At 44.0% G+C, this 14,455-nt stretch carries 10 protein-coding genes; 3 read left to right on the top strand and 7 right to left on the bottom strand.

What is annotated here, in order from left to right; translation table 11 throughout:
• Positions 1-50: 50 nt before the first annotated feature.
• Positions 51-1,766 carry an ABC transporter ATP-binding protein gene (locus tag NSQ66_RS10035; protein WP_036679350.1) on the top strand — a complete coding sequence of 572 codons (1,716 nt, stop codon included), beginning with the start codon at positions 51-53 and terminating at the stop codon, positions 1,764-1,766.
• Positions 1,767-2,105: 339 nt separating this feature from the next.
• Here NSQ66_RS10035 and NSQ66_RS10030 read toward each other — a convergent pair whose 3' ends face one another.
• Positions 2,106-4,421, bottom strand: coding sequence for an endo-1,4-beta-xylanase (locus NSQ66_RS10030; protein WP_076140909.1), 2,316 nt, complete (start codon positions 4,419-4,421; stop codon positions 2,106-2,108).
• A 190-nt stretch (positions 4,422-4,611) separates the two neighbouring features.
• On the opposite strand from NSQ66_RS10030, the gene NSQ66_RS10025 reads away from it, so the two are divergent.
• Positions 4,612-5,199 (top strand): hypothetical protein, encoded by a 588-nt coding sequence (locus tag NSQ66_RS10025; protein ID WP_339192878.1) that lies wholly within the window; start codon positions 4,612-4,614, stop codon positions 5,197-5,199.
• Between the two features lie 23 nt (positions 5,200-5,222).
• On the opposite strand, the gene NSQ66_RS10020 is transcribed toward NSQ66_RS10025, so the two are convergent.
• From NSQ66_RS10020 to NSQ66_RS10010, 3 genes are all read right to left on the bottom strand, one after another.
• A complete protein-coding gene (locus NSQ66_RS10020; RefSeq protein ID WP_170914163.1) occupies positions 5,223-5,651 on the bottom strand; it encodes a hypothetical protein in 429 nt (142 codons plus the stop codon).
• Positions 5,652-5,860: 209 nt separating this feature from the next.
• Complete coding sequence (locus NSQ66_RS10015; RefSeq protein WP_036679344.1) at positions 5,861-7,306, bottom strand: DEAD/DEAH box helicase; 1,446 nt, start codon at positions 7,304-7,306, stop codon at positions 5,861-5,863.
• 86 nt (positions 7,307-7,392) lie between these two features.
• Positions 7,393-8,046 (bottom strand): HD domain-containing protein, encoded by a 654-nt coding sequence (locus tag NSQ66_RS10010; RefSeq protein ID WP_036679342.1) that lies wholly within the window; start codon positions 8,044-8,046, stop codon positions 7,393-7,395.
• 352 nt (positions 8,047-8,398) lie between these two features.
• Here NSQ66_RS10010 and NSQ66_RS10005 point away from each other — a divergent pair, with 352 nt between their 5' ends.
• Complete coding sequence (locus tag NSQ66_RS10005; RefSeq protein WP_339192875.1) at positions 8,399-9,679, top strand: histidine--tRNA ligase; 1,281 nt, start codon at positions 8,399-8,401, stop codon at positions 9,677-9,679.
• Positions 9,680-9,845: 166 nt separating this feature from the next.
• On the opposite strand, the gene NSQ66_RS10000 is transcribed toward NSQ66_RS10005, so the two are convergent.
• The 3 genes from NSQ66_RS10000 to NSQ66_RS09990 all read right to left on the bottom strand — a co-directional run bounded on the left by NSQ66_RS10000 (position 9,846) and on the right by NSQ66_RS09990 (position 14,197).
• On the bottom strand, positions 9,846-11,879 hold the full coding sequence (locus tag NSQ66_RS10000) for a methyl-accepting chemotaxis protein (RefSeq protein ID WP_038569767.1): 2,034 nt from the start codon (positions 11,877-11,879) through the stop codon (positions 9,846-9,848).
• A 196-nt stretch (positions 11,880-12,075) separates the two neighbouring features.
• On the bottom strand, positions 12,076-13,122 hold the full coding sequence (locus NSQ66_RS09995; RefSeq protein ID WP_235219427.1) for a bile acid:sodium symporter family protein: 1,047 nt from the start codon (positions 13,120-13,122) through the stop codon (positions 12,076-12,078).
• A gap of 121 nt (positions 13,123-13,243) precedes the next feature.
• On the bottom strand, positions 13,244-14,197 hold the full coding sequence (locus NSQ66_RS09990; protein WP_076140905.1) for a radical SAM protein: 954 nt from the start codon (positions 14,195-14,197) through the stop codon (positions 13,244-13,246).
• Between the last annotated feature and the right edge of the window lie 258 nt (positions 14,198-14,455).

Genomic DNA, 14,455 nt, shown 5'->3' with positions numbered 1-14,455 from the left:
AATTAATTTCAATTGGACTCATATTTAAACCACAGAAAAGAGTGAACAGAATGCTTCGAAGGTTTTTTTCCTACTATCGTCCGTATAGAAAACTATTTATATTGGATTTCTCCTGCGCTGTTTTTGCGGGACTGCTAGAACTGGCTTTTCCGGTAGCCGTCAATAAATTTATTGATGATTTGCTTCCTGGTCAAGATTGGCCGCTTATTCTTATCGCTTGTGTTGCGCTGCTGGCGATTTACGCCTTAAATACGGTGATGCAGTATATTGTCACCTACTGGGGTCACATGCTGGGCATAAATATCGAAACTGATATGCGCAAAAAAATGTTTGACCATATTCAGAAACTCTCGTTCCGATTCTTTGATAATAATAAAACAGGCCATCTAATCGGACGAATCACCAATGACTTAAATGATATCGGCGAAGTTGCGCATCACGGTCCTGAGGATGTATTTATTGCAATCATGACCCTTGTCGGAGCCTTTCTCCTAATGGCTGATATTAATCTGAAGCTGGCGATCATTACTTTTATTATCGTTCCAATTATGGCTTGGGTAATCATCTACTTCGGGCGCAATATGACTTCCACTTATCGTCAGCTATTTGGAAATGTAGGCAGTTTCAATGCCCGTATCGAAGACAATGTCGGTGGGATTCGGGTCGTGCAATCTTTTGCCAATGAGCAGCATGAACAGGAACTATTCGCAGTAGATAATCAAATGTTCCGCAAAACAAAACTTCTGGCTTATAAAATCATGGCTAGAAGCTTGTCCGTCAGCTATATGATGACCCGCCTCATTACTATCCTGGTGATGATCTGCGGCGCATGGTTCTTCATCAATGGCGAGCTGCAAATCGGTGAATTTGTGGCGTTTATCTTGTTGTCGAATATCTTCTTCCGCCCTATCGAGAAAATCAATGCAGTAATCGAAAGTTATCCTAAAGGAATTGCCGGCTTCAGACGTTATCTGGAGATCATTGACACGGAACCTGACATCAGTGACAAACCGGATGCCGTGGAGATCAACGCTTTGCGCGGTGACATTACATTCCAGGATGTATCTTTTGGATACGAAGAGAATCGTCCGGTTCTGCAAAATATAAGCCTTAACGTAAAGGCTGGCGAAACCATTGCCTTTGTTGGACCGTCCGGCGCAGGTAAAACAACAATCTGCAGCCTGCTTCCGCGCTTCTATGATGTCACAGCCGGGGCCATCACGATTGATGGCATCGATATCCGTGACATGAAGCTGGAATCGCTGCGCAAACAAATCGGGATCGTGCAGCAGGATGTTTTCCTGTTCTCCGGGACAATTCGCGAGAATATTGCCTATGGGAAACTGGATGCAAAGCTGCCTGAAATCTGGGAAGCCGCGCGACGTGCTCATCTGGAGGAGCTCATTCAGAATCTGCCAGATGGAATGGAGACAGTCATCGGGGAGCGCGGTGTGAAGCTGTCCGGTGGACAAAAGCAGCGCCTGGCTATCGCTCGCATGTTCCTCAAGAATCCGCCGATTCTGATTCTGGATGAAGCTACTTCCGCGCTGGACACAGAGACCGAAGCCGCGATTCAGCAATCCCTGGCTGATCTGTCCGTAGGCAGAACCACACTCGTCATCGCTCACCGTTTGACGACGATCAAAAATGCCGACCGGATTATGGTCGTGAATGAAGAAGGAATCGCTGAGCAAGGCAGACATGAGGAATTAGTCCATGCTGGTGGAATTTACAGCCGTCTGCATCAGGCGCAATATAACTTTTAAAAAGTAATTTGCCACAGCTGGGCAAAAATGAAGCAAGCCTAGTCACCATGTTTTTGGCGACTAGGCTTGCTTTTTCGCGTAACTCCTCTATTTGCAGCAAACGTGATGCTTGATTAAGGAATTCCTCCCTGATTTTCTTTGGTTTTTTGCTCTAATCCTTGCAATCAGGGAAAACCTCCCGCAAATTCACCCCTATTTGCTCATAATAGTGGAATTCAGGCGATATTTAGGGAGGATTTCCCTGAAAAGCTAAGTAACCAGCATAAATCAGCTATTTTCAGGGAGGTTTTCCCTAAAAATTAAAAACGGCACAATTAAAGCTCAGTTCCCCTAGTTTCGCTATTGCGGCTCTGTTCCCCATACCAGCACTCCGTTCCGATAAAGGGTCACCTTGTTCCAATCCGCATAAGCGGTCTGAAGTGAATTAAACGAATAATCATTGGCCTCGTTAAAATTGCTCCAATCTGTCTTGTGTATCCGGGTCTGAATATCCCCGGAAGCACCTCCAGCTGCAAGCATGCCCGCACCTGCGTTGAATTTCACTTCCAAATAGTAATCTGCTCCCGTTCGAGGCGTGTCCAGCTTTACAAAACTACCTGCTACCTTGCTGTTGCCGATCTGGGCATAATCGCAGAAAAAGGATTGCGGCTTGTCTCCATCGATCGTATACCAGTAACGGATGCTCAGCTCGCTAAGATCGACTGCAGTTGTGCCGTTATTTTTAATATTAAAATAGGGCTTCATCTGGTTGTCATTTGGGTTAGTATCCGCTGTCCGATACGCCACTGCAAGCCCGGTGAACGGTTCGACAGGCCCCGAGCCTTGCGGTGTAGCCATCGCTTGTACAGAATTGCTGCTCGTACCCGCACTATTGACAGCATTCACAACATAATAATAAGTCGTTCCGTTCCTAACGGCCGCATCGCTATAGCTCGTCCCGGTAGCCGTAGTCAGAGTGGTATAAGGGCCACCACTCGTAAGTGACCGTTTCACCGTATAGGAAGTTGCGCCCGCCGAGGTGCTCCAGCTAAGATTCACGAGCCCATTGCCTGCAGCTGCATTCAAGTTAGCAGGAGCAGCTGGAACTACGGGAGCTGCCACTGTCTCCAATACGGACCAGTAGGCCGGCTTAGATTGAAGGCGCTCATCAAATAATAAAGGCCAATTGTTGCGGGCTACCGGATAAGTGCGCAGCCAAGTATTACTGTCATCCTTCCCCCAGAGAGTAACATTCGTGACCGTATCCGTGTGCCTCAGGAAGATTTCAAATAATGATTTGTATAAAGCCGCTTGGCGCTGCTTCAAATGATCAGGGAAGGTCTCATAGGCTTGTGAATTATCAGAATACACACTAATATCCAGCTCAGTAATATGAGTTTCCAGCCCTAAAGCCTTGAACTTGATAATCGAATTTTCGATTTCAGAGAGCGAAGGATAATACAAGCTGATGTGCGTTTGATGCCCTACTCCGTCAATAGGAACCCCTTTAGCCTGAAGTCGTACAATCAGATTGTATAGTGCTTGGCTTTTGGCTGGCTCATGCGTATTGTAGTCATTGATGAATAGTTTTGCGTTAGGATCAGCTTCATGAGCGAACTGGAACGCCTTCTCAATATACTCTTCACCCGCGATCTGGTACCACAGGCTGCGGCGCATGCCATCAGATTGCGAAGTGTCAATCACTTCGTTGACGACATCCCAAGCATAGATTTCACCTTTATAACGTTCCATAACGGTCTTAATATGACTCTTCATCCGCTCATATAACACCGTTTTGGAGACCAAATTACCACTGGCGTCACGGAACACCCAATCCGGTGTCTGCGAATGCCAGACCAGGGTATGTCCACGTACCTGCTGCCCATTTGCGGTAGCAAAAGCTACTGCCGTGTCAGCGTCAGCGAAATTAAACACACCTTCCTGCGGCTCCGTGCTGTCCCATTTCAGAACATTTCCTGGCGTTACACTATCAAAATGCTTGGATAACAATTGCCGATCCGGAGCTGTCAGCAGCTCACTATTCGTAAAAGCCGAGCCGATCAGAAATTTGTTTGCAAACACATCCTTCAGCGAAGGAATCGCATCCTCGATGACAATTGGACCGAGATCCGGTAGCTTTTCCAATCGAAAATCATCCAAATAAAAAGAAGTTGTCGCGCTACCCGGCACTTCAAAATAAATAGAAAGTTGATCTGCCGGCTCCAATAGCTTGTACTGCGCCTGAAGCTTCACCCAACCGTTCGCTGTCACTGCACCAAAGGTCAAATTGTCATAATGAATGGTAGAAGGTAATGTCCGCTGCAATGACATATAGATATTCGCGTTAGATGATCCGGCCGGCAGCTTCACCCATCCAATAAACACATAAGTTTGTCCCACTTCTAGCTGGCTAGTCACATCCAGTGAAGGTCCATGCCACGTTTTTGTTCGGCCGCTTACCTCCAGGCCATATGTGCCGCTGCGTGCCGCATCTGTTTTGGCCGTAAGCACCTCAACTTCCCCACGTCCACTCCAGCCCTGAACAGTACCATCTTCAAAATCGCTTTGCTGAATAAGCGTGTTCTCCGCATGTGCGGGTGCAGCCCAATACACAGGTACAAGCAAACATAAAACCAAAACAAAATTAAGCGCTTTCAAAAAAGTTCCTTTTTTCATCGCTTCGATTCTCCCTTCTGAATTAGGTTCGAACCTTATTGCTTCGTTTCTTCCTGTCCCCGATACCGCTCGGGCCACACCACCTTCCTCATAAAAAAATCAGAGCCTATCCTCAGGAGGAACCAAGCTAGGCAGGTCATCCGTGAAGTATGGGCTCTATATCGCCATAATATCACATTTGTTTCCATTTATGGAACTAAAATTAATTATTTTCGATCTTATTTTACTTAAGCTGAACGGATCTGCGTTATCAGATCCGTTTAGCGTCGAAAAAACCCAAGAGACGACACCATTATGGTGTTGTATCTTGGGTTACATAATATGCTGGCTGAATGTACGGGATTTCTACCGTTCATTTCGCCACTTCCAGCTGGATCAGCTCATTATACGGGAGTTATACCGTTCATTTCGCCACTTCCAGCTGGATCAGCGCATTGTACGGGATTTCTACCGTTCATTTCGGCGTTTCCAGCTGGATCAGCGCATTGTACGGGAGTTCTACCGTACATTTCGGCGTTTCCAGCTGGACCAGCACATTGTACGGGAATTCTACCGTACATTTCGCCACTTCCAGCTGGATCAGCGCATTGTACGGGAGTTATACCGTACATTTCGGCATTTCCAGCTGGATCAGCTCATTGTACGGGAGTTATACCGTTCATTTCGCCACTTCCAGCTGGATCAGCTCATTGTACGGGAGTTATACCGTTCATTTCGCCACTTCCAGCTGGATCAGCTCATTGTACGGGAGTTTTACCGTTCATTTCGGCATTCCTAGTGCGTACAAGAAAATTATGCTAGTCAGCTATTGATTTTTTCTTTCGTTACTATCATGATCAATAGTAAAAAAATCAAAACTAGTTGAATACCTAAATATATTATAGGGAAAAAATAAATAAGACTTATCTGATCAAAGTCAGGCTTCATATCAAAAAACCTTAAATCAACAACCCCTGAACCTCTAGACTCTTTTCCTTGTAATTCTTTTAAATAAAATAGAATTCTCGTGCTAGGAACAATACTAATAACTAACCAAGAAATGTTGTACCTAAGCTTTTGCGTCTTTAAAGCTATCTTGCAAGACACATTCAGAAGAATTATTGGTGCTGCATACATTATAAACATTTGTTTTACTACTTCTACTTCCAACTTCCCCGTTTTCATTCCCAAAAGGTAGATAATTATTAAATGTAAGAAAATAACAATGGTAACTTGTAGGATTGCTTTCATCCTTGTGCTTCTAGATTCAGCTTTCAATCTATCACCTCTCACAAGTTATATTCTAATTTCTATAATTTCACAACGAAAACATAGAAATGCTGAGATAAAACAACAAATTAAAGAAGGAGCCGTGTAGTGAACACGACTCCCTCTTCCTATAAACCGCATCAGTAGCGGCATATTTGCAAGGAGCTTAGCAATAAGCTGTCATCCTTGATTTATTTTTTCGCAATATGAACCTTCAGCTGCTTGCCCTTTACGGTGGTCTCTCTCATCGCTTGCAGCACCATTGCGCCTTTACCGTTCAAAATATCCACGTAGGTCACATTGTCCTGAATCGAGATAATCCCGATATCTTCGGCGGAAATACCTTCAAGCTTTGCTATTGTGCCGACAAAATCCACGGCTCTTAGCTTCTTTTTCTTGCCGCCGTTGAAGTATAGCTTCATAATCTCTTTGTTTAAGCTTTCGCTTTTGTCCTTTTTGCGGACAGGCTGCTTATTGATCTTCTGCTCGAACGCTTCCTTTGCGTAGGCAACTGCGTCGTCCGAAGGAGCTTTCATATGCGGAATGCTGAAGCCAATATAGCTTTCAATTTCAGTTACCCACTTCTGCTCATTCGGAGTGACAAAAGTGATCGCTTTACCCGTCTTGCCTGCACGCGCGGTTCTGCCTGTACGATGCACGTAGCTTTCTTTTTCCAGTGGAATATCGTAATTAATCACATGGGTGATATTCTCGATATCAATCCCTCTAGCCGCCACATCGGTAGCGATTAAATAGCGGAATTGCCCTCTTTTAAAAGCATTCATGACCTCAAAGCGCTCATCCTGCTCCATACCCCCATGGATCTTATCACAAGGATATTCCAGATCCGCCAGTCCTCTGAATACAGCATTCACCTGCTCCTGCGTACGGCAAAAAATAATACAGCTATCCGGATTCTCCACCGTTATGATATCGCTTAGCAAAGAGAATTTGGCAGCTTGTCTCACTTCAATCAACGCATGTTCAATCGTAGCCGTCGTAATTCCACTTGCCTGAATCTCGATATCCGTTGGATCGTTCATATATTTTCGGCACAAATTCTTAATGACTTCGGGTAAGGTAGCTGAGAATAACATGGTTACTCGTTCTTTGGGCAGCTGCTTGATGATCTTCTCGATCTGCTCAATAAAGCCCATGCTCAGCATTTCGTCAGCTTCATCGATGATCAAATATTTGATTCGATTTAGCGGAAGTGTGCCTCTTTCAATATGGTCAAATACGCGTCCAGGCGTACCTACGACAACATGTGTTTTTTGCGTAAGCTCTATCTTTTGGGGGGCAAAGGGCTGCTTGCCGAAAAGAGCAACTGCCTTAATCCGTTTAAAACGTCCGATGTTCGTAATATCCTCTTTCACCTGCATCGCAAGCTCTCGAGTTGGCGTAAGAATCAAAGCCTGCGGCTTATTCTCCACCCAATCCACCAGATCGCAAAGCGGAATACCATAAGCTCCGGTCTTGCCACTGCCTGTTTGCGATTTCACAATCAGATCCTTTTGCTGCAAAGCCACAGGAATTACCTTGCTCTGTACCTCCGTAGGTGTCATAAATTTCAGAACATCCAGTGCTTTAATTATCTCTTCGTCTAACTCATAATCTCTAAATTGCAATTCACTCATCGTTCAACCTCTTCTATGCCGATTGTTCTGGTTAAAGCGGAAACTCCGCGATCCTTCCATCTTGTGCATACTTATCATTATAACAGTTATTGGCGTCCTTGATTCCATTCCTTATAGAACTGGTCCAGAAAATTCAACATGAAATCATGCCGTTCTTCCGCTAACTTGCGTCCATAAGCCGTATTCATTAAGAATTTTAGTTTCAACAGCTTCTCATAAAAATGATTCACAGCCGTCCCCTTGCTATAATCCCTGTATTCCTTCTGCAGCGACTCCTCGCGTGGAGCCACTTCTGGATCATAAGCCGGACGTCCCTTTGCACCTGAGAAAATAAAGGTTCTGGCAATGCCAATCGCGCCAAGTGCATCTAGTCGATCTGCATCCTGCACCACTTGACCTTCCAGAGTCTGCATAGGTTCTCCTCCACCACCACTAAAGGACATCGTTTCAACGATCAGCATGATATGACGAATTTGCTCCTCCTCTGTAAGGTTTGCCGTGAGCCAAGTGTGGACTTTAAGCAGACCTGCTTCTTTTGACGGATTAAGCTTCTCGTCTGCAACATCATGCAGCAAGGCTGCCATCGTACAGATAAACACATCCGCACGCTCGATCTCAGCAATTTCACATGCCGTGCTGCGGACCCGATGGGTGTGCCACCAGTCATGACCCGTAGTATCTTGTCCCAGTTGTTCTTTAACAAATTCTTCCGCCCGGGCTATTATTAAAGGTTGATTCATCGTCAACAAGCTCCCTTCGCCTATGAAATATCGAAGCCCTATTATAGCTGATTGCCTGTCCATTCGCCTACTAAAAATCTTCGTTATAACAAATTCTTACTTGCACGACTCCAAATGATCCGCTATAATCGGCAGTAATCAAAATGTCGAAGGGAATTGATTCTGATGAACACCATAACAATCATGCTGAATCAACTTCATTATTATCACAAACAGCGTTAGCAACCCTGAATTTCTCAGGGAGGCTAACGCTACTCGCGTTGGCCTCCCTGCGGCATAGATCACGCGCAGGACCATGAGGTCCTGCGCGTTTTTTTATTCTCTAAACTATGCCAATTCAAAGGAGCTACTAATGATGCAAAACATTAAAGGAACTTATGATTACTTCGGAAAAGAGCAGGCGCTCAGAAAGAACATTCAAAATACGCTGCAGGATTTGTTCGAACTCTATGATTTTGAATCCATGGACACCACATTATTAAATGAACTGGATTTATTAACCTCGAAATATGCAGGTGGGGATGAAATTCTCAAGGAGATGTACCAACTCACCGATCAAGGCAACCGCAAGCTGGGCTTACGATATGATCTGACCATCCCTTTTGCCAAAGTGATCGCTTTAAATCCTGGAATAGAGTTTCCCTTCAAGCGTTATGAGATCGGAAAAGTATTCCGTGATGGTCCCGTGAAACGTGGGCGCCTGCGTGAATTTCTGCAATGCGATGTTGATGTCGTTGGTATTTCAGGACCTGAGGCGGAAGCTGAATTGATGCAGCTGGCCACAGAAGCTTTTCGCAAGCTGGATATCCCGATCATCCTAAAATGGAACAACAGACGTTTTCTCGGTGAGATTCTGGAATCGATTGGTGTACCTGCTGAGGACCAGCTGTCCGTTATGCTAACCTTGGATAAATTAGAAAAAATCACCCTCAGCGGCGTGAAAAATGAATTGATCAGCAAGGAAATCAAACCTACAACCATCACTGCTATCCTAGAGCTTATCGAAACGGACAATCCAAGCTTTGAGCAGTTATGCGAAAAATATAGTCTTACCGGACAACCGGGAGCGATGGAGGTTCTTGTCCTGCAAAAGCTGCTCCAAGACATTCAGCTGCAACAGACTTGTCGTTTCGATCCTTTTTTATCCCGCGGGCTTTCTTTCTACACTGGAACCGTCTACGAGATCTTTGATGCATCCGGTTCCTTTACCTCAAGCTTGGGGGGTGGAGGCAGATATGACGCTATCATCGGACAGCTAGTGGGCAGAGAGGATATTCAATATCCTACGGTTGGCTTATCTTTTGGTATGGAGTCTATCATGGCGCTCCTTGCAGAACGTCCTATCCAAGAGCACAAGACAGCAGAGGTTATGGTCATTCCGATTGGCGAGACGCTCCCACAGGTTTTAATTGCAGCCGCCGAGCTCCGTGCCTGTTCTATCCGGACCACTCTGGTATCCGGTAAAAGAAAACTTAAAAAGCAACTCGCCACAGCCTCATCCAAAAAAATCCGTTACGTTATTCTGATCGGCGAGAGTGAATCCAGTGTGGATAAGGTGCGGTTGAAGGATATGAAGGAACAAACAGAGGTTATAGTTCCATTAGATGAAGCCATCTACCTTATTACTGGCTAAACTACTGCCTGATATTCTTTTAGAAAGATTCGCATAAAAAAAAGACCCCGCCGGCGACCGGCGGGGTAAAGTCTATATATAAGGGAGGTTATACATGTACTATAACCCTGCAAGCTTAATATTTTATGAAAAATAGATAAGGATTCCCTTAATTCATTTCAAACCCTTAGATCTTAAACTTATCTACTAACCCCTGAAGCTCTTTGGCACTTTGAGTATTTTCATCAGCCATAGTAACCTCCAGGAATGTTTTTTCCACGATATCCGCCGTTTTCACCGCGATATCCTGAATCCCTATAGCTCCTTCGTTTACTGTAGCAGCTACTTCATTAACGGCAACATTAATACTCGATATGGCCATACTCAAATGATCAGCTGCGCTCTCGAATTGTTTTAACAGCGTATTTACAGTGGCAGCATCACTGTTGTATTGCTGACTTACCTCAGTTAATCGTTCATAATCTGCTAGGACATTCTGGTCTATAAAGGAAAGTAATGCCTCAGAATTCTCCTTCATGGATTCAACAGAGGAATATACACCTGTTACCACACCTTGAATTCCAGCCGCAATCTTAGACGATTTCTCAGCCAACTTCCGAATCTCACCAGCTACAACCGCAAAACCTTTACCTGCCTCACCCGCTCTTGCCGCTTCTATAGCTGCATTCAGGGCCAGCAGATTGGTCTGACTGGCAATGGATAGAATCGTATCTGTCAGTACATTAATCTCTGCAATCGCGCTCGACTGCTCAATCGCTTTTTCCATATCGATTCGCACGGATTCATAAATTTGTTTAGCATTCGTCGTAGATTCTGTTGCCTCATCTTGGAGAGTCAGCGCCCGCTCACTAATTTGTCTAGAAACGGCAGCGCCTTCCTTCACATTATTGGTGATCCCGGATACATTGTTATCAATTTCAGTAATTGCTGCTGTCATTTCCTCTGTGGAGGCTGCGGTCTCTTCCATACCTGCCGATAGCTGCTGCGTAGTCGCTGAATTATCGTGGGCATTTTCCCGCACATCTATAGACAGCTTCTCCAGCGTTTCTGCATTTTCAAGCACTTTGGACGAGATCGTAATTAAGCTTCCAGCCATCTCACGAAGTGTAGCCCGGGTGCGGAACATCGCTTTGGCGATCGTCCCTGTCTCATCTTTGTTTTTAGTCAAATACTCATACTCTGAGTCATGCGTCAAATTCAATTCTGCCGTTTTATTAATCATGTCCGTTAGTTTAACAATCGGAGAAGAGATTTTTTTAGCAAAATAAAGAGCAATCAGCAAGGCAATAATTAAACTTCCCACACCAAGAAATAAGTTGAAATTTCTCATATCTGTGACAGGTTTCACGATTTCATCAAGGTCTGCGGTTAATACAAGCAACCAGTGCGTCTCAGGCAAAACTGTATAGGTAGATTTTTTTTCCACACCATTATATGTATTATTTAGCAGGCCATCCGCTACCTTCTCACCAGATTTCACACGCTCCATAACAGCTGCGATCTGCGTATTCTCAATAGGCTGACCAATTTGTGTTTTATCCGGATAATATAATTTATTGCCGTTCTCATCCAGTAAATAAGCGTAAGAGCTCGTCGTGTTTACCACTTTGGTATCGGCCAAATACTTAATCATACTATCTGCGGAAACAGCTGACGCAATAAATCCAATCATCTTTCCATTACTCTTTACGGGCTGTACAAAAGCCACTACATAAGCTCCTGTAGATTTTGATTTCAGCGTTTCGCTGATCACAGGCTCAGCCGTCTCCATTACTCTTTTCGTATAATCTCTTTCACTAAAATCTGTCCCTATAAGCTTAGTATCACTGTCAGCCACACTAATACCTTTCATATCACTGACAAGAATGTGCTCAAGGTTCCCTGCTTCCTCCACAATGCTTTGAAGACTGGCGTTCACCTCATTCTGAAGCTTATCACCTTTGCTAACTCCACCATTCCCAGCTTGCAGCAGTAGATCAACAATTTCCGAGCGGCTCGCAATAAGCTCTGTGCTTCTCTGCTCTTTTGCTATCATGGCTGATATGGTCTGAGCTTTGTTCGTATTGACCTGCTTCATAGAATTCTCAGTAAGATTCACAATCGCCTGAGTTGATTTCAAATACGTAAATATCCCCATTACAGAAATACATAAAAGGGTCACACCTATCATAACAAGTGATAACTTTAGGCGAATCTTCATATTCTTTTCATCCTTCCGACTCCTTGTTCATTTGCGAACAATGAAATTGTAAATAATACAATTACTATCGGGTGGCAAAGTTGAATAGTGAATATAAATCGCGCAAAAATAAGAAATATATCATAAAATGTCGAAAATTTTCATGTAAATGAATAAAATATCACAGCTTTTAGGTCATATATCCTTCACAAACCGGCTAACAAGACCTATCATCTGTCCTAGAAGAAGCAGAGGGTTCTATCTGAGAGGCAGTATTCACTTGCATTAATGCACCCTCACTTAACAGTCGTTTAGTTCTACTACGTAAAAATAGACCAGACATCGCAGCGAGTATTTGTTGGAACAACATCCCCGAAATTACTGGAAGCGCGACAGCAGGAGGAAAATATTTCACTGCTAATACAGCTCCCGCACTTAAATTCCGCATACCCGAATTAAACTGCACCGCCACGGAATCTTCATAACTAAAGCGGAAACGGCGTGACACCAAAGCTCCGATTACATAGCCAAGCACAACGGTTATGAAGGTCACTCCAATTATGATCGCTAATTTGCCATCCGGATGTTTCAGATAACGGGCAATACTGGCCCCATTAATAGAAACAACTATAAACAATCCGACTTTAACAAACGGAGCAAGCGGCGGTCCACATACCGTATTGACTTTCCCTTTTGTCCATTGATTCAGCAGCATCCCAACTACAGAAGGAATGACTACCATCCATAGCAGCCCTTTCATCATATCAGCTAGCTGAATTTCCACACTCGCTCCCATCAGCAAATATAAGGTACCCGGGACAACAATTGGCGACAAGAGCGTATCAATCAGAATAAGGGCTAATGTCAATGCAATATTTCCTCCGTACATCGACACCCATACCACACTTACAACACCTGTAGGAATCGCGAACAGCAATACATAACCAGTCACTGTATATGGATCTCCCGGAAAAAAAGCCATGGCTGCAAGCCAGCCGATCAGCGGCATTACAATATGTAAAATTACCATTAGAATAATCAGCTTCTGGGGTTTCAGAAGTACCCCTAGCAGGTCCTTTAGGTTGGACTTCAAGCTACCGATCAGCGTCATTACAGCGAAAATCCAGGGCACGAGACCTGTGAACGGCAGCAGTCTGCTTTCGTTAAGCACACCGACCACGATGGCTGTGGGTGTTAATAACGGCATAATCTTTTCTAGAACAACATTAGATTTGATAAGTCCATTTCTTATATTAGCAAACACTTGGCAGTACACCTTATGTATGAAGCTCATACATTCCTTATCTGTGTTTTTTATTAAGTCTACCATAAAAAAATAGGAACCAATTCTTAAATTGGTCCCTCGAAGTAATCTATATAGAGTGTTAAACTTCTAAGCCTTGTGGAAACAATGCATCCAGCGCTGGGCAAGGTTGCTTATCCAAAAACTGTGCCAATGGCGCTGGCATATTATTGTATAAATCTTTTAGTGAAGTTCCTTGATAAATGTTGCCGATAATCACCGGATGGCAAAGCTCTGAAATCAAAATGTCGCCATTTCCATGCAAATGAAGCTGCTTCTTCCCCTCTATACAGTGAGGAAAATACACACCCGGCTGCTCTTCGAACCCAAGGGCGTCCATAAAGCGGTCCATGCAGGTGAAATACAGAATCGTATCTTCTTTCTTCCGTGCGATCAGCTCACTCACTGCATTCTTTAATTGTTCCCGCGCAGCTATCGACTTCCACCCTGTATGATCCATGATAATACTGTTCTGAATTTCATGTGTGCGCACGCCCATTGCGTAGACATGATCGCTGATCTCCTTCATATTATCCTGGGTTTCACTGAACAGCAGCGTCTCCAGCACAGTATCTACACTTGTTGCGGCGAACAGGGTAATATTTTCTCTTATTTTCTCATAAATGCTTGGATGAATATTATAATATTTTGAGAAAGCTTCCGCATTAGTAAAATTGAAGGAAATATGTATGGTCGTTAATCCTGCGGAAACCAATTGGCCAATTCGTTCAGCATTTAAAAGACTGCCGTTGGAATTCAGTTGTGTCTGAATCCCTCTGGATGCGCAGTAGGTTACAATCTCCACACAGTCATCGAACTTCAGCGTCACTTCTCCACCTGATAAACGTACTCTTTTAAGGCCTGGAAGTTCGTCCAGAATGCGGATGACCTCTTTGGCTTTGATGCTTTGTCCATCATTTCTATTATATGCACAGCAATAATCGCAGCGGAAATTACAGTTCGAAGTTACCCCTATTTCTAACCCTTCCAGCTCATAAGTAAGCGGTTTGTCGAGCTCTAATGCTTTATATCTCATACTCTAAAGTCCTCCTGAAAAATAATGAATTTAGTTCAAAAGTTCAACCTTAGAGATTATATAGGTTTATAGCTTAGGTTAATGTGAGTTTTATAACATTCGAGTGTACGGTTTGATTAACGAATACTGATCTGCCGCTGCTTATTTCCAGATTTCTATGATCTCACTTGATAAACGAGTCCATTGAACAACACTCAAATTTTCACCATAATCGTAGTCGGAAGCGCATGCGTAATCACTTTCAGATACGCGTAGTAA

Source organism: Paenibacillus sp. FSL H3-0329, assembly GCF_037963285.1.
GTDB lineage: Bacteria > Bacillota > Bacilli > Paenibacillales > Paenibacillaceae > Paenibacillus_AQ > Paenibacillus_AQ odorifer.
The sequence above is the reverse complement of the archived record's forward strand: the minus strand, read 5'-3'. Positions and strand labels throughout refer to the sequence as shown.